This window comes from Pedobacter sp. AC212, from assembly GCF_979258625.1.
This window is the reverse complement of the sequence record NZ_OZ409870.1, coordinates 1,754,668-1,773,979: the sequence shown is the minus strand read 5'-3', so window position 1 is coordinate 1,773,979 and position 19,312 is coordinate 1,754,668. Positions and strand designations below refer to the sequence as shown.

20 protein-coding genes are annotated in these 19,312 nt (G+C 36.8%); 8 read left to right on the top strand and 12 right to left on the bottom strand.

Features of this window, described 5'->3' with window-relative positions; genetic code table 11:
- Positions 1 to 19 precede the first annotated feature (19 nt).
- Entirely contained in the window at positions 20 to 736 is a 717-nt protein-coding gene (locus ACZZZC_RS07590; protein WP_463485525.1) for a LytR/AlgR family response regulator transcription factor, read from the bottom strand.
- 121 nt (positions 737 to 857) lie between these two features.
- On the opposite strand from ACZZZC_RS07590, the gene ACZZZC_RS07585 reads away from it, so the two are divergent.
- Both ACZZZC_RS07585 and ACZZZC_RS07580 read left to right on the top strand, forming a co-directional pair.
- Positions 858 to 1,925 carry a PA0069 family radical SAM protein gene (locus ACZZZC_RS07585; protein ID WP_463485524.1) on the top strand — a complete coding sequence of 356 codons (1,068 nt, stop codon included), beginning with the start codon at positions 858 to 860 and terminating at the stop codon, positions 1,923 to 1,925.
- A gap of 36 nt (positions 1,926 to 1,961) precedes the next feature.
- Positions 1,962 to 2,843, top strand: coding sequence for an ATP-grasp domain-containing protein (locus ACZZZC_RS07580; protein ID WP_463486879.1), 882 nt, complete (start codon positions 1,962 to 1,964; stop codon positions 2,841 to 2,843).
- Between the two features lie 52 nt (positions 2,844 to 2,895).
- Here ACZZZC_RS07580 and ACZZZC_RS07575 read toward each other — a convergent pair whose 3' ends face one another.
- Together ACZZZC_RS07575 and ACZZZC_RS07570 are read right to left on the bottom strand one after the other, a co-directional pair.
- Entirely contained in the window at positions 2,896 to 3,423 is a 528-nt protein-coding gene (locus tag ACZZZC_RS07575; RefSeq protein WP_463485522.1) for a CAP domain-containing protein, read from the bottom strand.
- Between the two features lie 185 nt (positions 3,424 to 3,608).
- A complete protein-coding gene (locus ACZZZC_RS07570) occupies positions 3,609 to 6,161 on the bottom strand; it encodes an ATP-dependent Clp protease ATP-binding subunit (protein ID WP_463485521.1) in 2,553 nt (850 codons plus the stop codon).
- 718 nt (positions 6,162 to 6,879) lie between these two features.
- On the opposite strand from ACZZZC_RS07570, the gene ACZZZC_RS07565 reads away from it, so the two are divergent.
- The 3 genes from ACZZZC_RS07565 (at position 6,880) to ettA (ending at position 10,580) form a co-directional block, all read left to right on the top strand.
- Positions 6,880 to 7,197 (top strand): hypothetical protein, encoded by a 318-nt coding sequence (locus ACZZZC_RS07565; RefSeq protein ID WP_463485520.1) that lies wholly within the window; start codon positions 6,880 to 6,882, stop codon positions 7,195 to 7,197.
- Positions 7,198 to 7,249: 52 nt separating this feature from the next.
- Positions 7,250 to 8,773, top strand: a complete 1,524-nt coding sequence (locus ACZZZC_RS07560; RefSeq protein ID WP_463485519.1) for a DUF4394 domain-containing protein — start codon at positions 7,250 to 7,252, stop codon at positions 8,771 to 8,773.
- A 127-nt stretch (positions 8,774 to 8,900) separates the two neighbouring features.
- Positions 8,901 to 10,580: an energy-dependent translational throttle protein EttA gene (ettA, locus tag ACZZZC_RS07555; protein WP_056849417.1), complete on the top strand. Its 1,680-nt coding sequence runs from the start codon at positions 8,901 to 8,903 to the stop codon at positions 10,578 to 10,580.
- A 45-nt stretch (positions 10,581 to 10,625) separates the two neighbouring features.
- On the opposite strand, the gene ACZZZC_RS07550 is transcribed toward ettA, so the two are convergent.
- From ACZZZC_RS07550 to ACZZZC_RS07525, 6 genes are all read right to left on the bottom strand, one after another.
- The gene (locus ACZZZC_RS07550; protein WP_463485518.1) at positions 10,626 to 11,018 is read right to left on the bottom strand and encodes a hypothetical protein; all 393 of its coding nucleotides are present in this window, start codon (positions 11,016 to 11,018) and stop codon (positions 10,626 to 10,628) included.
- 18 nt (positions 11,019 to 11,036) lie between these two features.
- Complete coding sequence (locus tag ACZZZC_RS07545; RefSeq protein WP_463485517.1) at positions 11,037 to 11,384, bottom strand: hypothetical protein; 348 nt, start codon at positions 11,382 to 11,384, stop codon at positions 11,037 to 11,039.
- A gap of 175 nt (positions 11,385 to 11,559) precedes the next feature.
- Entirely contained in the window at positions 11,560 to 12,282 is a 723-nt protein-coding gene (locus ACZZZC_RS07540) for a GDSL-type esterase/lipase family protein (RefSeq protein ID WP_463485516.1), read from the bottom strand.
- A gap of 24 nt (positions 12,283 to 12,306) precedes the next feature.
- Positions 12,307 to 12,537, bottom strand: coding sequence for a DUF1456 family protein (locus ACZZZC_RS07535; protein WP_121948305.1), 231 nt, complete (start codon positions 12,535 to 12,537; stop codon positions 12,307 to 12,309).
- A gap of 134 nt (positions 12,538 to 12,671) precedes the next feature.
- Positions 12,672 to 13,976 (bottom strand): DEAD/DEAH box helicase, encoded by a 1,305-nt coding sequence (locus ACZZZC_RS07530; protein ID WP_463485515.1) that lies wholly within the window; start codon positions 13,974 to 13,976, stop codon positions 12,672 to 12,674.
- Positions 13,977 to 14,019: 43 nt separating this feature from the next.
- Complete coding sequence (locus ACZZZC_RS07525; RefSeq protein ID WP_463485514.1) at positions 14,020 to 14,238, bottom strand: hypothetical protein; 219 nt, start codon at positions 14,236 to 14,238, stop codon at positions 14,020 to 14,022.
- Positions 14,239 to 14,480: 242 nt separating this feature from the next.
- On the opposite strand from ACZZZC_RS07525, the gene ACZZZC_RS07520 reads away from it, so the two are divergent.
- From ACZZZC_RS07520 to ACZZZC_RS07510, 3 genes are read left to right on the top strand one after another with little or no spacing between them, the layout of a single operon-like run.
- Positions 14,481 to 14,954: a ribonuclease H-like YkuK family protein gene (locus tag ACZZZC_RS07520; protein ID WP_056849412.1), complete on the top strand. Its 474-nt coding sequence runs from the start codon at positions 14,481 to 14,483 to the stop codon at positions 14,952 to 14,954.
- 47 nt (positions 14,955 to 15,001) lie between these two features.
- Positions 15,002 to 15,529, top strand: coding sequence for a TlpA family protein disulfide reductase (locus ACZZZC_RS07515; protein WP_463485513.1), 528 nt, complete (start codon positions 15,002 to 15,004; stop codon positions 15,527 to 15,529).
- A 31-nt stretch (positions 15,530 to 15,560) separates the two neighbouring features.
- On the top strand, positions 15,561 to 16,028 hold the full coding sequence (locus ACZZZC_RS07510) for an SRPBCC family protein (RefSeq protein WP_463485512.1): 468 nt from the start codon (positions 15,561 to 15,563) through the stop codon (positions 16,026 to 16,028).
- A gap of 1 nt (position 16,029) precedes the next feature.
- Here ACZZZC_RS07510 and ACZZZC_RS07505 read toward each other — a convergent pair whose 3' ends face one another.
- The 3 genes from ACZZZC_RS07505 to ACZZZC_RS07495 all read right to left on the bottom strand — a co-directional run bounded on the left by ACZZZC_RS07505 (position 16,030) and on the right by ACZZZC_RS07495 (position 19,130).
- Positions 16,030 to 16,605, bottom strand: a complete 576-nt coding sequence (locus tag ACZZZC_RS07505) for a DUF4468 domain-containing protein (protein WP_463485511.1) — start codon at positions 16,603 to 16,605, stop codon at positions 16,030 to 16,032.
- A gap of 82 nt (positions 16,606 to 16,687) precedes the next feature.
- Positions 16,688 to 17,704: a porin gene (locus tag ACZZZC_RS07500; protein ID WP_463485510.1), complete on the bottom strand. Its 1,017-nt coding sequence runs from the start codon at positions 17,702 to 17,704 to the stop codon at positions 16,688 to 16,690.
- Between the two features lie 37 nt (positions 17,705 to 17,741).
- A complete protein-coding gene (locus tag ACZZZC_RS07495) occupies positions 17,742 to 19,130 on the bottom strand; it encodes an ammonium transporter (RefSeq protein WP_056849407.1) in 1,389 nt (462 codons plus the stop codon).
- Between the last annotated feature and the right edge of the window lie 182 nt (positions 19,131 to 19,312).

Here is a 19,312-nt window from a genome sequence, read left to right as displayed (position 1 = left end):
GATTATGAACCTTAAAACTTCATAAACGTAGCGATAATTCTAATTTGGTATTTTTGTAATAGGTTTTCCCAATGGGTAATATTTTGCCCGCTATACAAACTTCTTTGTGCCCGATGGTGCTTATCTTATCTTTAAGCACTGCGTAACTTCTATGGATCCTCATAAATTTACCAGAAGGCAATGAATCGATAAACCTCGTTAAGGTGGCAAGTGTTAAATGAACCTTAGTTTCTGTTACAATTTTAGTATAATCGCCAAAAGCTTCTAAATATAAAATGTCGTTAACATTTACACTTTTAGTGGTTATACCATCTTTAAAAACAACATTTTCCCTTTCGAATAGTACATCATAGGCTTCAGCCTTATTTTTAAGTTGTTTAAAATCCAACAATCTTTTTACTGTATTTTCAAAACGATCGCTCTCTAATGGCTTTAAAATGTAATCAAAAACTTTAAGTTGAAAACCCTCTAAAGCATATTCTGGATGGGAAGAAATGATGATATTTATGGTATTGAAATTCTTGATAGTTCTGATAAAATCCAAGCCATTAATCTCTGGCATATCTATATCAATAAATAAAATATCGGGCTTAAGATGGAAAGTATTCAAAGCTTCAATGCAGTTGCCAAAACTACCAGTAAGCTGTAAACCTGCTGAATTATTGATTTCATTCTCAACCGATTGCCGATCTAGATCGCAATCATCTATAACAATGCATGACAAAGGAGCGTTCATTTATGCAGGATTTTGGTAGCCTAAACTTAACAAAAATAATACATTTATCTATCAGGTGAAATTAAATAAAAATTATCAACACCGACATCTGTTTGCTAAAAAAATTAGTAATTTTATTCTAATGATTAGCGAAGAAGAGAAAACATATTTTAAAGGAAGAGGTGCACAAGTTAATCCTCATAACAAATTCTTAAAAGATGTTTATGTAAAGGAACACGATGAAGGCATTGATGATTGGGAAGAATCCGATCGAAAAACATCCTTTATTTTTGAAAATTCAAAATCTATTGTCAACAAAGTGGATAGTCCAGATGTTGGAATGGCTTATTCCTTAAATCCATATCAGGGTTGCGAACATGGTTGCACCTATTGTTATGCCCGCAATTCACATCAATATTGGGGATACAGCGCTGGGCTGGAGTTCGAAAGGAAAATTATTGTAAAAAAGGATGCTCCCTTACTTTTCAAAAAGTTTCTGGAGAAAAAAGGATGGGATGCTGCTACCATCTCCTTATCAGGAAATACCGATTGCTATCAGCCCGCCGAAAGGAAGTTTAAACTGACCAGGCAATTGCTAGAAATTGCTTTAGAATATAAACAACCTATCGGGATGATAACCAAAAATTCGCTGATTCTTCGCGACAGTGACATTTTGCAAGAAATGGCAAAACTCAATTTATGCATGGTCTATGTATCCATCAACAGCTTGAACGAAGATTTGCGACAAGTGATGGAGCCGAGAACAACCACTTCAAAACAACGACTAAAAATTGTAGAAGAGTTAAGCAAAGCTGGAATACCAATGGGCGTAATGGTGGCCCCGCTTGTACCGGGTTTGAGCGACCACGAAATCCCTACGATATTAAAAGCAGTTGCAAATGCTGGAGCTATAAAATCAGGATATACCATAGTACGGCTAAACGGGGCTATTGGCCAAATTTTTGAAGATTGGTTAAGGAAAAATTTTCCTGATCGGTTTGATAAGGTTTGGCACATGATTCAAAGTTGCCATGGCGGAACGGTAAACGACAGTCGTTTTGGCGACAGAATGCGTGGAGAGGGAAATATAGCAAAGATGATCAGCGATAGTTTTAGATTGCATGCCAGACTGAACGGCTTGAATAAAAAGGAAATTATCTTAAACCATTCACTTTTTAAAGTGCCTAACGATCAAATGTCACTCTTTTAATTTGTTTGTTTAAATGATAAAACATAGTTTTAAACCATGAATATTGCATTAGTGACTTATTTAGATCAGGGGAAATATGATTCAGATACCGTTGAAAGCGAAGATGATAGACTCTTAGACTTTCTGCAGGCGAAAGGATTAAACATTCAAAAAGTAATATGGAATGATCCAAATACCAACTGGGAAAATTATCAACTTGCCATTTTAAAATCGCCGTGGGATTATTTTGATTTAATTGAGCAGTTTCACCAGTGGCTCAGCCTGCTCGAAGATAAAAAAGTAAAACTGCTCAATCCAATTGATGTGGTGAGGTGGAATACCCATAAACACTACTTAAAGGAAATTCAGCAAGCTGGGTTAAAGATTACACCAAGCATTTTTCTTGAAAGAGATGAAAAAATTGACTTCAATATATTTTTCGAAAAGTTCCAAACCAAAAAACTGATTGTAAAACCCTGTGTAAGCGGCGGCGCCAAAAATACCTTCAAGGTTACTGCAACGAATGTAAAAGAAATTGAAGAGAAGTTAACAGATTTGATCAAAACAGAAGACTTTATTATTCAGCCTTTTCTGCCAGAAATTTTGGAGAGCGGCGAATGGTCTTTCATTTTTTTTAACGGCGTCTACAGTCACGCTCTAATTAAGCAAGCCAAACGTGGAGATTTTAGGGTTCAGCCGGCACACGGCGGTTCAGTACATCCTCAAAATCCCGATCAAAAATTAATTGAAACCGCAGCCAGATACGTTCGCCAATTTGCAAAAAATTGTCTTTATGCCAGAGTGGATGGTGTTTTCGTAGATGGTGATTTTTTATTGATGGAACTGGAATTAATTGAGCCGTTTCTTTTTCTAAATAACGATCAACAAAATTATGAGCGCTATTATAAAGCATTAACTGAACTAACAGAAGATTTATAATGGAATAATTATCCTCGAATCAATATCCACGAAGTTGATACGTTTTGGCTGGTTACATTTTTGCTGCAAACACCTGGGTCCAGAAAGTTCCCGATCTGGCAGCTCCCATCTCTTTGAAATTTGCATTCATCATGTTTTTGCAATGTCCCTCACTTTTCAGCCAGTCGTTAAAAACCTGTATCTCGGTAGTTTGACCTGAGGCTATATTTTCTCCAACGACTTTCCAAATATAACCTGTGGCCGTTACCCGATTGCCAACGCTAGTTCCATCTGCAGATTCGTGCTGCATTTTATTGATAGACAGCATGTATTTGCTTTGCGTAATCGCAGCCAGCGTCAAATTAGCATTCCATGTTACACCAGCAACGGGTGGCATTTTTGTAGTGCCACAATTGCAACCCGCCAAGCGTGTATCATTTACTAATTTCAACATTAAATCATTGTTTAAGTTAGTCTGGGCAGCACTTTCCGTTTTCGCTTGAGGTGTCTGATTTTCATCATTAGCAATATTGATGTTTTTCTTACAGGATGTAGCCAGGCAAATCATTGCTAAACACATCATCGGGACAAATGATTTCATTAGATAGGATTGATTTCTGAGCGAAATATACAGCGAAATCAAACAACAAAAAATTTAAATTTTCAATATTTTATTGCCATTCAACCTATTCAAAGCATTATCGATGCATTTTGTAATCCTACAAATACAGTACTCAAAAAACTTTGTAAAACAAAAAACTCCCAATTTTCATTGGGAGTTTCATTTTATTTACTTGAAGAATCTTCTTCTTTTTTAGGCTCTTCTTTTTTCGCTTCGCCTTTTTTGTGATTGACTGAAATCAATTCTGTTTCCTTATCGTAATCGATTTCTAAAACATCGCCTTCAGTTAATTCACCTTTAAGAATTTCTTCTGCAATTGGATCTTCTAAATACTTCTGAATGGCACGTTTTAATGGACGTGCGCCAAAATTACTGTCGAAGCCTTTATCTGCAATATAGTCCTTCGCATTTTCAGTTAGTGCAATTTCGTAACCTAAAGTATGTACACGACCGAATAAAGCTTTTAATTCAATATCAATGATTCTGAAAATTTCATCTTTACCTAAGCTATTGAATACCACTACATCATCAACACGATTTAAAAACTCAGGAGCAAAAGCACGTTTCAATGCACTTTCAATTACACCGCGGCTGTGGGAATCGGCCTGATTGGTTTTAGCAGAAGTAGAAAAACCAACACCTTGACCAAAATCTTTTAGCTGACGGGCACCAATGTTTGATGTCATAATGATGATTGTATTTCTAAAATCAACTTTTCTACCTAAACTATCGGTTAATTGTCCTTCATCTAAAACCTGTAATAAAATATTGAATACATCTGGGTGCGCTTTTTCAATCTCATCCAATAAGATTACAGCATAAGGTTTTCTTCTAACTTTTTCAGTTAACTGGCCACCTTCTTCGTAACCTACGTATCCTGGAGGCGCTCCCACCAAACGTGATACCGCAAATTTCTCCATGTATTCACTCATATCAATTTGAATTAGTGAATCATCACTATCAAACATGAAACGAGCCAACTCTTTTGCTAATTCTGTTTTACCAACACCTGTAGGGCCTAAGAAGATAAATGAACCGATTGGTTTTTTAGGATCTTTCAATCCAGCTCTTGTACGTTGGATGGCTTTAGTCAATTTCTTAATTGCATCATCCTGACCAATAATTTTTTCGGCCACTTTATCGTACATGTTCAATAGCTTCTGGCTATCAGTTTGCCCAACACGTTGCACCGGAATACCAGTCATCATTGCAACCACTTCCGCTACGTTATCTTCCGATACTTCGTAACGTTTAGTTTTAGTTTCCGCTTCCCACTCCGCTTTAGCTTTATCTAATTCTTCAATTAAATTCTTCTCTGTATCCCGAAGTTTAGCAGCTTCTTCATATTTCTGACTGCGAACAACTTTATTTTTCTCTAACTTAATATCTTCGATTTTAGCCTCGATATCAATAATGTTTTGCGGAACATGAATGTTCGTCAAGTGAACTCTCGAACCTGCTTCATCTAAAGCATCAATCGCTTTATCTGGCAAGAAACGGTCAGAAATATAACGAGAAGTTAAAGTTACACAGGCCTGAATCGCTTCATCAGTGTAAGTTACACCATGGTGCTCTTCGTACTTATCTTTAATTCGGGTTAAAATTTCAACAGTTTCGTCTGGCGTAGCCGGTTCAACCATCACTTTTTGGAAACGACGATCTAAAGCACCATCTTTTTCAATATACTGACGGTATTCGTCTAAAGTAGTTGCACCAATACATTGAATTTCTCCCCTTGCCAAAGCCGGTTTAAACATGTTCGAAGCATCAAGAGAACCCGATGCGCCACCTGCTCCAACAATGGTGTGAATTTCATCAATAAATAAAATTACATCAGTAGATTTTTCAAGCTCGTTCATTACGGCTTTCATACGCTCCTCAAACTGTCCACGGTATTTTGTACCGGCCACTAGTGATGCTAAATCCAATGTAACTACACGCTTGCCAAACAGCACACGCGAAACTTTGCGTTGAACAATACGTAAGGCTAAACCTTCAGCAATTGCCGATTTACCTACTCCAGGCTCTCCAATCAAAATTGGATTGTTCTTTTTTCTACGAGACAAAATCTGCGATACACGCTCGATTTCTTTCTCACGGCCAACGATCGGATCTAAACGACCTTCTTCCGCAGCCTTTGTTAAATCACGACCGAAGTTATCTAAAACCGGAGTTTTTGATTTAATATCCGAAACCTTTTTAGGTGTACTAAAGCTCTCTTCCTCACGATAATCATCATCGCCACCAGTTGATGCGCTGTTTGAAATATCGTCTCTGAAACCATTTTTATTCACTTCAACCTCCTGTTTAAAAACATCATAAGTAACACCATATTGTAGTAGAATTTGCGAGGCGATGTTATCATCATCCCTTAAAACCGACAACAATAAATGTTCAGTACCAATTAAATCGCTTTTAAATATTTTAGCTTCTAAGTAAGTAATTTTTAAAACTTTTTCTGCCTGTTTAGTTAACGGAATATTACCCAAGTTAACTGTAACACTCGAAGTGCCGCGAACAGCATCTTCAATTGAGCGGCGCAATTTACCGGTATCAACTCCTAACGATCGTAAAATTTTTATGGCCATGCCATCGCCTTCGCGAATCAGGCCTAATAATAAATGCTCGGTTCCAATGTAATCATGCCCTAAACGGAGCGCTTCCTCCCTACTAAAAGAGATTACATCTTTAACCTGTGGTGAAAATTTTGCTTCCATAATACCTTTCTTAACAGCTACGTCCCTAAACTATAAAATATATTATAAAAAGAGTACCTGCTGTTTTCTTTATTTTATCAACAATTGCGCCATCAAGGTGGAGAAACAGGCTTTTGTAACCTTAATCTTCCAGAAATCAACGTAAGAATTTCGTTAAGATAATATTAAATTACTTTATATATATCTACGTAATAAGTGTTTTATAAGTTTTAAGGCAGATTTTTAGTACTAACCTTAATGCCGCTTTAAATATTGTCGGTTTTTTGTAAGGAAATTCACACCAACTCATACTGACAAATTGTAACCTTTTACATAAGCAATTTACAAGTTTTGACAGTAAATAAAAAGATATTGACATCATTTATCAACTAAACTACAAAACTTAATGGCGGGCAAATAAAGATTCTGCTTAATCACTAATGAATTAACCTTTTACAAATGATTTTGTTTTCTGGAAAAGGCAGGCCGTTAGCTGCTGTTTGGGCAAGCCCCGCTAACACTACAAGTCCGTTTGTGTAGAAAAAACACAATCCGGGCTTTCCGCTAATATCGGGTTTAATTAACAAATAAAATACATCTATCAACGTAGACTATTCAAGGGGCAGAACGAATTTTCTGCGGTTTGAAAAGCCATCGCATCAGTAGTCAAAAATAATTTATTCCAAAAAAATCTAAGCCCAAATAACTAACGTATATGTAACTGATTTTGACAATTAATATGGCACCTCGCTACCAACGGTTTTTTATTATACTTTTTTTGCTGCTTGCTTTTGCCGGCAGAATAGTGGTATATGCAATTCCGGTTACGCAGGTAGCCAAAGAAGTGATCAAGAAAAATTCGACTGATGAAACTGATAAGTCATCTTCAGAAAAACAAAACCAACTGGAAGAAAAAGTGAAACTAACAGATCTTGATTTGAACAATATTCTAAATTTTGAATTTTCCAATCTCAACAGTGCAAATCAGCTTTCATTCTCCGGCAATTTCATTTTAGCTTATTGCCATCTTCAGGTACCTGAACAACCCCCGAAATAGTAGCCTACCTAGCTCCTATTTTTTCAATTAAATAATTACTAAAACTACAATCATGATGAAATCTAGACATTTCTTCATAATGGCACTTTTTGCCCTTATGACCCCAATTTTATTTTCTGCCTGCAAAAAAGACAGAAATAATCCGATGGAAACACTTGTTCCGGGCCCGGATTTAAATTTTTACGCCTTAACATCCGACAGCAAATTGTTGATGATCAACGCTAAAAACCCTTCTTCTGCAACGTCGACAGTAAGCATTTCTGGCTTACAACAAGGTGAAACGCTTTTAGGGATAGATTTCCGCCCTGCTACCGGACAGCTTTATGGCATTGGCAGCACTAGCCGCTTATATGTTATCGATCAGAAAACAGGTGCAGCAAGATCCATTTCTGCCGCCCCTTTTACTACATTATTATCTGGTACATCAGTAGGTTTCGATTTCAATCCAACGGTAGATCGTATTCGTGTGGTAACCAATAATGGTCAAAACCTTCGTTTAAACCCAGAAACGGGTACAGTAATGATTGTAGATGGCGCCATCAACGGTGTTACAAATGCAAAAGTTACTTCGGTAGCTTATACACAAAATAAAGCCGGTGCCACAGCAACCGTTCTTTTTGATATTGATGCAGCTACGGATAAACTTTATAAACAAGATCCACCGAATGATGGAAAACTAGTTGAAGTTGGAAGCTTAGGTTTCGATGTTGAAGAAGCTGGTGGTTTCGATATTAATCCTGATGGAACTGTGGCTATTGCAGCACTATCGGTTGCAGGAACTTCATCTCTTTTCACTATTGATACCAATACTGGTAAAGCATCAAAAATTGGAAACCTTCCTGCAAATATTACAGGTTTAGCTATTCCAACTGAGCCTGTTGCTTATGCAGTTTCTAACAATAATGAGTTATTAATTTTCAATCCAATGGCTGCAACACCAACAGTTGCGGTTAAAACGATTGCTGGCATTCAAACTGGCGAACAAATTTTAGGTATAGATTTCCGTCCATTAAACGGACAACTGTATGCTTTAGGCAGCAGCAGCAGAATCTATACCATTAACACTTCTTCTGGCGCAGCTACATCTGTAGGTACAACTCCATTTAGCACTTTGTTAAGTGGCACACAATTCGGCTTCGATTTCAATCCAACTGTCGATCGCATCAGGATTGTAAGTAATGCTGGCCAGAACTTAAGGTTCAACCCATTGGATGGAAGTGTAATTGTAGATGGAACGTTAAATCCAGCAACTACCGGAATCACTGGTGCAGCTTATACCAATAACTTTTTTGGCGCAACTACAACAGTTTTATTTGATATTGATTCAAATAGCGATAAGTTGGTAAAACAAGATAATCCAAACGGTGGATTGTTGGTTGACGTAGGTGCTTTAGGTGTTAATGTTGAGGCAAGCAACGGCTTTGATATCGGCGGCACTAGTGGCTTAGCTTATGGTTTATTTACTGTGGGTACAACTCAGAGAGTTTACAGCGTAAACTTAACTACTGGAGCAGCTACTGCTGGTGCAACAGTAACTAATGCTTCTAGAGGTTTTGCTTTAGGCTTAGGTTTTTAATTACTATATTTTATTGATGAATGGCTGCAGTATAATTACTGCGGTCATTTTTTTTGGCATACTAATTCTGGCTATCACTTAGATTTTTGTTTCAAAATAAGCATCTTTGCAGAAATAAAATTCCATTATGTCTGACGAAAAAATAATCTTTTCAATGGCTGGAGTGAGTAAAATCTATCCACCACAAAAACAGGTTTTAAAAAATATTTACTTATCATTTTTCTACGGTGCTAAAATTGGCGTTGTTGGTTTAAACGGTTCTGGTAAATCATCTTTACTAAAAATAATTGCCGGCTTAGATAAATCCATACAGGGCGAAGTAGTGTTTTCGCCAGGTTACTCTGTAGGTTATCTTGCGCAGGAACCAATTCTTGATCCTGAGAAAACAGTACGGGAAGTGGTTGAAGAAGGTGTTGCCGAAGTAACTGCTATTTTAAAAGAATACGAAGAAGTAAATGAAGCTTTCGGCTTGGAAGAAAATTATTCTGACGCCGATAAGATGGATAAATTAATGGCTCGCCAGGGCGAACTACAAGATAAAATCGATGCTTTAGGTGCCTGGGAGATTGATTCGAGATTAGAAAGAGCAATGGATGCTTTGCGCTGCCCTGATCCGGAAACTAAAATTGGCGTACTTTCAGGTGGTGAACGCCGCCGCGTGGCCATGTGCCGCTTGTTGCTTCAAAAACCCGATGTTTTATTATTGGATGAGCCAACTAACCACTTGGATGCAGAAAGTATCGATTGGTTAGAGCAATTCTTACAAAACTACGAAGGAACCGTTATCGCCGTAACCCACGATAGGTATTTCTTAGACAATGTAGCCGGATGGATTTTGGAGCTGGATCGCGGTGAAGGTATTCCCTGGAAAGGCAATTATTCCTCATGGCTAGATCAGAAGGCCAAACGTTTGGCACAAGAAGATAAAACAGAAAGTAAACGTCAAAAAGCTTTGGAGCGTGAATTGGAATGGGTACGCATGGCACCAAAAGCCCGTCATGCAAAATCTAAGGCTCGTTTAGCAAATTACGACAAGCTGGCATCTGAGGATGGAAAAGAAAGAGAAGATAAATTGGAGCTTTTTATCCCTGCGGGTCCTCGCTTGGGGAACGTGGTAATCGAAGCAACGAATGTAACTAAAGCTTATGGCGATAAAGTTTTGTTTGATAACTTAAACTTTTCGTTGCCACCGGCCGGTATTGTCGGCATTATTGGTCCAAATGGTGCAGGTAAAACAACTTTATTCCGCTTAATTACCGGACAGGAAGAACCAGATAATGGAACCTTCCGTGTGGGTGAAACTGTCGAGCTGGGTTATGTAGATCAAATGCATAATGATTTGGATGCAGATAAAACCGTTTACGAAAACATTACTGATGGTTTGGATAACATTCAATTGGGAACCAAAGCAGTAAATGGCCGTGCTTATGTTTCTAAATTCAACTTCAACGGGGGCGATCAACAGAAAAAAGTAGGTATTTTATCGGGTGGAGAACGTAATCGAGTTCACTTGGCTATCACTTTAAAGAAAGGTGCAAACGTACTTTTGCTCGATGAGCCGACGAATGATATTGATGTGAACACTTTACGGGCATTAGAAGAAGCTTTAGAAAACTTCGGTGGTTGTGCCGTGGTTATTAGTCACGATAGGTGGTTTTTAGACAGGATTTGTACACACATTTTAGCTTTTGAAGGCAATTCTGAAGTTTATTTCTTCGAAGGAAATTATTCTGATTACGAGGAAAATAGAAAGAAACGCTTGGGAGATGTAGCTCCGAAACGAATTAGATATAAAAAACTAAACTAGTAACAAAAAGTCCCGAGTAAAATCGGGACTTCTTGTTTTATCAATTTAATGTGAACTTGTAATAAACGGACCATTCGGTTGCTGACTTTCTTTAGCTTTTCGCTTTCCTCTAAAAAAGAAATAAAGATTAAGAAACAGCATAATTCCCAGGTAAATAGAAAATCCTCCGATTTTAGAACTTAGGGCTTCAACTAAATCCTGGTAGCTATTAGAATAGATAGTTATTTTCATGATTAAAAGCGCAAAACCAACATTCAATAAATAAAATCCTGTTTCGAAAAGTTTATTTGTTGCATTTGCAATCTCCTCTCTTCCTTTAAAAATATCGAGCATGTAAATCTTACTATTTTTAAATAATGTTTTTGAAACATAAAAAGTTAAGAAAAGTGCTACTGGTAAATAGACAGCATAACCGATTAAAATTTTGGTAGTTTCCATGACTAAATTTTTAGATTGTTATTTAATTAATTTATGAATGGTATTGGTAAGCAAAAAAATATTCGAATAATGTAATACTGAAAGTATGCAGATGATTATGGCCACTTTGCTAGCCAAAACTTCTGCGAGTTGCAGTGAGTTGTTAATGGTTTCCCAACCTATCAGCGTCATAGCGCAATAGCCGATATTAACCAAATAGTAACAAACCAAAAGCGATTTGTTAATTTGTTGGCACAATTCCAAATGATCAGGAATCAGCGCAGCGACAAAAATATTACCGTTTCGATAGCAAATTTTTCCCACTATCACGATGATAAAAACAATTACTGAAATGAAGATGCCGTAACCTAATAAATTGTAATTCATTTTACCAGTTTTTAATAATCATCAACCCCATCCTATCCAGTCAAAATTCAGTAGCATTAAATCCACATACTTTCATTTTGATGAAGTAAATGTAAACACTATTTTCTGTATTTTCAAATATTATTGAAAGTTTAAATAAAAAAATAAACCCATGCCCGTTAGCCATGGATTTATTTTATTTTCTTCTTCTTAAGATTTTATCTATGGCTTGTTCTGTTACGGTTTCCATTACCTTGTAACCAGCAAAATTTGGATGTACTCCGTCTTCAGTATATTCGGCTTTTTGTCCATTTCTTTCGTCTACCAATGGTGTCCAATAATCCAAAATAGTAAAACGGTTGGCTTTTGCATAGGCAACAATTTCATCATTAAGCGAAATAATCTGATCTGCCACGCCTTTTAAATTTTTATTCCAGGGGTACTCGTAAATGGGCAAATATTTGCAGAGAATAACCTTAATATGATTTTTCTTCGCCAATTCTGTCATTGATTTGATGTTGTTTAAAACCGTTTCGTTGCTTACGTGGCCTTTGTTTCCAGCCAAATCATTGCTACCTGCTAAAATGATAACTGCTTTCGGTTTCAGGTTAATAACATCCTGCCTAAACCTAATTAATAATTGGGGAGAGATTTGTCCGCTTATTCCTCTATCTATATAAGGGTTGCGCTTAAAATATTCGGGATCTTTCTGTTTCCAGAATTCGAATATTGAACTACCTAAAAACACTACTCTTTTCTCGCCCTTTGCTGCCGGGGCCAACAATTCGCTTTCTCGCTTATATTTGGAAAGCGCCGCCCAATCGTCGGAAAAATCTTCTTTTTTATTTGAATCGGGTTGTTGGGCAAATAAGGTTACAGAGCTTAAGGCAAATAGGAATATTAATATCTTAATTTTCATTAACATGGGATGTTGTTAATCAATTTACTTTTTCTCTTCTCTCGGGCCTCTTTTATAGATTACCAAACCATTTAAAAAATTACGCAAAATCTGATCTCCACAGGGTTTGAAATTTTCATGGTCTTCATTCCTAAAAATATCGCCCAATTCAGCTTTTGTAACTTTAAATCCTACTAAATCGCAAATGGTAATTATATCATCTGTTTTTAATGACAGTGCGACTCTTAATTTTTTTAATATATCGTTATTGCTCATGTTTTGTTTTTAATTATTGAATTTTGATTGAGTGAATTAGGGATTGATGTTAATTATTGAATTCTGAATGAGTGAATGATTGAATAATGCTCGTCACTTTACTGCCCAATCTTTCAACCTTCAACCTTCAACTCCTAACTCGCTATCTCCAGTTTCAATTTCTTTCCTTTAATTTTCTCGCCAGCCAATGTGCGCATCAATTGATCAGCTTTTGCTCGCTTTACAGCTACATAGCTGGTGGTATCTTTCACTTCTATCAATCCCAACTCCTCTTTGGCAAGTCCACCTTTTTGCAAGAATAAACCTACTATATCTATTTTATTAATTTTATCTTTCTTTCCGTGAGCCAAATACAAGGTTACCCACTCACTGGCTTCTGGAACAGCATAATTGTCTTTAAGCTCTTCCTCTTCTATATTTTCCGGAATGTACTTATAATTTTCTTCAGGGGTAATTACAGCATAAGCAGTTCCCTTTGCATGCATCCTGGCTGTACGTCCATTTCGATGAATATAGGCATCTTCAGTATAGGGCAGCTGATAGTGAACGATGTATTCAATTTCAGGGATATCGAGCCCACGGGCGGCCAAATCTGTTGTAATTAAAATTTTGTGACTGCCGTTTCTGAATTTCAATAGTGCTTTCTCCCTATCAATCTGCTCCATTCCGCCATGAAAAACATCGTGTCCTAAACCATGCTCAAACAAAATATCACTAATTCGATCTACCGTTTCACGGTGATTACAGAACACTAGCGTATTTTTGTTCCCTATCTTACTCAATAACCTAAATACGGTTTCCAACTTATCTGCCGCTGGCGCCGTTACCTTTTTTAGTACTAAATCTGGCTTGGCTTTCAAGTTTTTTGAAAAATCGATATCCACAGGATTTTTCAATTTCACAAAGGCAGGAATCTCTTCCATTTTTGTAGCCGAAGTAAGAATTCGTTGCTTCAAAGATAAAAGCTTGCCGATGATGTAAGACATATCCGATTCGAAACCAAACTCCAAAGATTTATCAAACTCATCAAGAATTAAATTTTCAACGAAAGATTCATCAAAATTCTGGTGTTCCAAATGATAAGCAATCCGACCTGGCGTACCAATTAATACAGCAGGCGGATGAGTAAGATTATTTTTTTCTACCCGAACGGCATGTCCTCCATAGCAACAATTAACCTTAAATGGAGTTCCCATTTGTTTAAAAACCTGTTCAATTTGCAAAGCAAGTTCTCTTGAAGGCACCAAAATCATGGCTTGAACACCTTTAACTTCGGGTTTTAATTTTTGCAGTAAGGGCAATAGAAAAGCCAAGGTCTTGCCAGATCCGGTTGGCGCAATCAGCAATACATCGTTGCCGGATTTTACTGCCTTTAAAGCAGCCTCCTGCATCTCATTAAGCTTGGTAATATTTAATCTTTTTAAGGCGTCCTCTATCATTTCGCCAAAGATAAGCATTTCGATTGGCCCTTATAAAATTCAATTAGAACTTAAACAGCCTTGATTTAAGTTTTCTAATGGCAGAAAAGCTGAAACGTTTTTCCAATAACATTAACATGCTACCACGTTTGGCCATTGAGGAGTTAACTTTTTCTGTTACAAGATCAACAGATGATTTTAATCTATCAGTTAAATCATCCGCAAATTTATTGGCTCTGCTGTTTTGCAAAAGCTGAAGTTCTTGAATTAATTCTGCTCTCATAATCATCGAATTTTAATATGAAATGTAACCAATAAAACGTCCGTTAAGTTGTAATTAATATGAATCAATTGATATTAATTACATTTAAAACACTTAACTTGTTGAAAACTAAGTTTTTGTTAACAAATAAACAACCTAACTTAACATCAATTTAATTTCTAGCTCCTATTTTTATATAAACCCAAGTACCATTTGTGCCAAAGAGATTCCTTTGGAATTAACCTTAAAAAACAATTTAGTGTATGACCTGGAAAAAATTTAGCGGAGAAATCATCCAATCTTCTATCCTTGAAGAAGTAGAGCAAGCCATTATCCGAGAAACAGAAAATGGCTACAAACTGAAAGTCTGTATCGGAACCGATTCGCAAGTTAAGGGACTGACAACCGATTTTGCAACGGTTATCGTACTGCTAAGAGAGCATCATGGTGGCTTCATGTACATCCATCAGGAAAAAAGCACTCAACAAGTGGGTATAAAAGAAAGAATGTTGATGGAGGTTCAAAAATCAATCGAAACTGCTTATTCTATTTGCGATTTGCTGGATATTTATGATGTTGCTTTAGAAGTTCATGCAGATATTAACACCAATCCTTCATTCAAATCGAACAAGGCACTAAACGATGCCATGGGATATATTTTGAGTATGGGTTTTATTTTCAAGGCCAAACCTGAAGCATTTGCCAGCTCTACCTGCGCAGATAAAATGGTACACTAGTTTTGCAAAGAAAATTTATAAGAGTATCTTTAAAATAAATCATTTGTATGAAGAAGATATTTCTTTTATTATCTCTGGCTTTTTCGATTAACACATTTGCGCAGACAAGCGATGAAGGCTCGTACACAAAAGTTGGTGATACAGCGCCTACTTTTACATTCGAAATCGAAAAAGGCAAAATTGTAGATTTAGCCGATTTTAAGGGTAAATTAATTTTAATTAACCTTTTTGCCACCTGGTGCCCACCCTGCAATACCGAGTTGCCACTGGTGCAAAAACAAATTTGGGATAAGCATAAAAACGACAAAAACTTTCAATTTTTTGTATTTGGAAGAGAGGAAGGATGGGACAAATTAATACCCTATAAAACTAAACGAGGTTTTACATTTCCTATTCTTCCTGATGTAGACAGAAGTATTTTCAGCAAATTCGCAAAACAATCTATCCCTCGAAACATTTTGATTGATCAAAATGGGAAGATCATTTATCAATCTATTGGCTATGAAGAAAAAGAATTTCAGCTCCTGGTAAAATTGATCGATGATAAATTAAATGCTGCAGCTAACACAAAATAACGGTAAATGTGTTTATGTATAAAAATCTGATTTGAAATTACATAGGACAGAATTCACTCAAAAACTTCCCATTAGCATAGAAAAAGCCTGGGATTTTTTCTCTTCGCCGTTAAATCTGGCAGAAATTACGCCAGCTGATATGACTTTCGATGTTACTTCACCTAATATGGAGAACACAAAAATGTATCCCGGTTTGATTATCACTTATAAGGTATCACCACTTCTGGGAATAAAGCTCGATTGGGTTACGGAAATTACCCACGTAAAAGATCAGGAATATTTTATAGATGAGCAGCGCTTTGGACCATTTGCCTTTTGGCATCATCAGCACCAGTTTAAACCAATAGATAGCGGTGTGTTAATGCATGATATTTTGCATTACAGCGTAGGCTGGGGACCAATCGGTAATGTAGCAAACGCAGTTGTGGTGAAGAACAAAATCAAAGGTATATTTGATTTTCGTTACCAAAAGGTAGAAGAGCTTTTTGGAAAACCATAGCCTACCACTTATTGGTAGAAATGGTTTTTTCTTTTGCAGGTACTGGTGCTTTTTTATCTGTAGCCAAATACTTTTTAAACGTATCACTTAATTTTGCAACTTTTGCATAGGCTCCGGCTTGAACATCTCTCCAAGACCCTGCATTTAATTTATCTGCTTGTTTTTCGAGTGGCGTTGCAACGTTTGTTTTGGCTACGAAATTACCATAGCGATCTCGTTGATAAGGAATGTAGGTAAAATCAGTTAACCAATAGCGATACTTCCCTTGCTTAACCTGGAAAGAAAGATTATAGTTTAGTTCGCCGCTAGGATGACCAACAACTAGAACAGTTTTATCGATTATTAATTTTCCTGTAGCTAAAATAGAAGTATCTGTGCGTTCTGTTATTTTTAATGATTTTTTGTTAGTGGTAAAAAATTCTGTTGCCCGATCTATCAAGACCGACTTATCAAGGCTTTGAGAATCAACAACTTTATAATAAATATACTTACCATTTTCATCTTTAGGAAATTGCTTTTCCTGAGCCGAGAGCTCAATTGTTAAAAGTAAGAGAAAAATTGCGAGTGTATATTTCATATTAATGGTGTTAATCGGAACCTAAGTTAAAAAAAAGCCGCCAGTTTAGATGGACTGGCGGCTTGGTAAATATTGATTGCTTTTAGAAAGCGTAAACTGCTGCTAATGAAAACTGCCCGGCATTTGGAGCAGCCATTCCATTTTCCTTTGCAAATGGTTTGGTTCCGCTATGATCTAATCTAACTTCGGGAATGAAAGTTAAGCCTCCCGATTTTATGTTTGCTGTTAGCGTAACTGAAGTATACTTTTCACCCTCAATACCACCTACATTTTTGTATTTAAAATACTCACCTCTTAAACCCAACGCAACAGCGTCGGTAAATGCATATTGAGGATATAGTGCTGCACCAGCATAGCCGCCAGCATCATGATTGATATCATAGTTGGCTGCGTTTAAACCCAACTTGAACTTATCTGTAATTTGATAAGCAGTAGTTAAATCAGCAATTGTACCATAACCACCACCACCAGCACCAGATAATACGTTCAAATATGCAGTCCAGCCTTCAACAGGAGAAACCATTAACTGGCCACCAATACTTGATACGCCACGAGTTGCCGTATAAACATTCCAATCGTTGAACAAACCAGCCATTAAACTTACTTTATCAGAGAACTTATAGGTTGCTTTAATTCCCGCATTTTGAAAAGGGCCATTGGTGAATAAGTACGAAGTAGAGTAGTTAAAATTTCCTACCGGAGATATTACTTCATAACCAATAAATGTTCCCATGTAACCTGCCGTCATAGAAAACTGATCTGTAAAATCGTAGTTGACGTATAAGTTTTGAATATGGAAAGATGATCCATCATCAGAAGCATCTAAAATTGATTGGGTTTGGCCTCTTGGTCCGAATGAAAGTTCACCTACGAATGATGCTTTTCCGGTTTTTTTCTTCAAAACCAAATCAATCATCCCTAATGATACTGAATTATGATCTGATGCAAATGAAGTTCCGATATTGGGTTGTTTAGCAAAATCGTACTTAAAATAGGTATCAACCGAGCCCGAAATTTCGAGTGGAGATGTTGGCGTTTCTTGAGCGAGGGCGCAGCTAGCGCTGGCCATTGCGAAAATAGCAGTTAAAAATTTCTTCATGTTTGAGCTTTATTTGGGTTTAGATATTATTAAAAGGTTAGGCTATTGGTTCTGTTAAAGGGCTATTTTTTTCAATGTAGATAGCTCTCTCTTCCACTAACAATGTACCTTGAGAATACTTTTCATTATGTTGCGATTCATCAAGTCCCATTTCTTCTTCCTCTTCTGATACACGAATTGGTTGAATTAAGTTGATGAATTTAAAGATGATGAAAGACACCACAAAACTGAAGATGATTACGATTACGGCACCTTTAACCTGAGTAAAGAAAAACTCAGTACCACCATACAATAAACCATCAGCACCAATGCTGTTTACCGTTTTAGTTGCGAAAACACCTGTTAAAATCATCCCAACAATACCACCAACACCATGGCAAGGGAATACATCCAAAGTATCATCTAAGCTTGTTTTTTGTTTCCATGAAACAACCAGGTTAGAGATTACTGATGCAATAACACCAATAAAGATACTTGAAGGAATACTTACAAAACCAGCACCTGGAGTAATAGCCACTAAACCAACTACCGCTCCAATACAGAAACCTAGAACGGATGGTTTTTTGCCTCTCGCTACATCAAAGAACATCCATGATAAACCTGCCGCACCTGCCGCAGTATTCGTGGTTAAAAAAGCTGAAACTGCTAAAGAGTTTGCTCCTAAAGCCGAACCTGCGTTAAAGCCGAACCAACCGAACCAAAGTAAACCTGTACCAATTAATACGTAAGGAATATTTGCAGGCGGAACTTCTTTATGCTCTAAGTGAGATTTTCTACGTTTTAACACCAACGCTCCCGCTAAAGCAGCCATACCAGCTGAAATGTGAACAACTGTACCACCAGCAAAATCAAGAACACCCATTTTTAATAAGAATCCTTCTGGCGACCATGTCCAGTGTGCCAATGGCGAATAAACGAAAATGGCAAACAATACAATAAACAAAATGTATGAAGTAAATTTGATACGTTCAGCTACAGCACCAACAACCAAACCTGGAGTGATGATGGCGAACATAAGTTGGAACACAGCGAAAAGCGATAAAGGAATAGTACCCCAAGCTGGTCCAGAGTTTACACCTTGAAAGAACAAATAAGTTGAAGGATTTCCAATAAATCCACCTATTGATTCTCCAAATGCAAGACTGAAACCTACAACTGTCCAAAGAACAGTAATAACCCCCGCCGCAACTACACTTTTAATCATAGTTGATAGTACATTTTTACGGTGAACCATACCACCATAGAAAAATGCAAGACCAGGAGTCATTAAAAACACCAAAGCTGCCGAAATTAAAACGAAGGCAATATCAGGTGCACTGTATTTTCCGTCGTCAAAATTTGGAAGTAAAGGAATAAATAGTGCTGCAATTGCCACAATCATTAAGACTGCGAAGGGCGCATACTGTTTGAGGGAAAATTTACTCATGTTTTTTAGTTTAATTTGTTTGTTTTAATAAATCTCTTAATAATTCAATAATTATTTCGATAAAAATACGACATATTGTAATTTTTACACCATTTAATTAAATAATTATAACAAAAACAGCAGATTTTTGTAAAACAAAGCAAAAAAAAGGGCTAAAAATGAAACGATAACAAAAAACGACA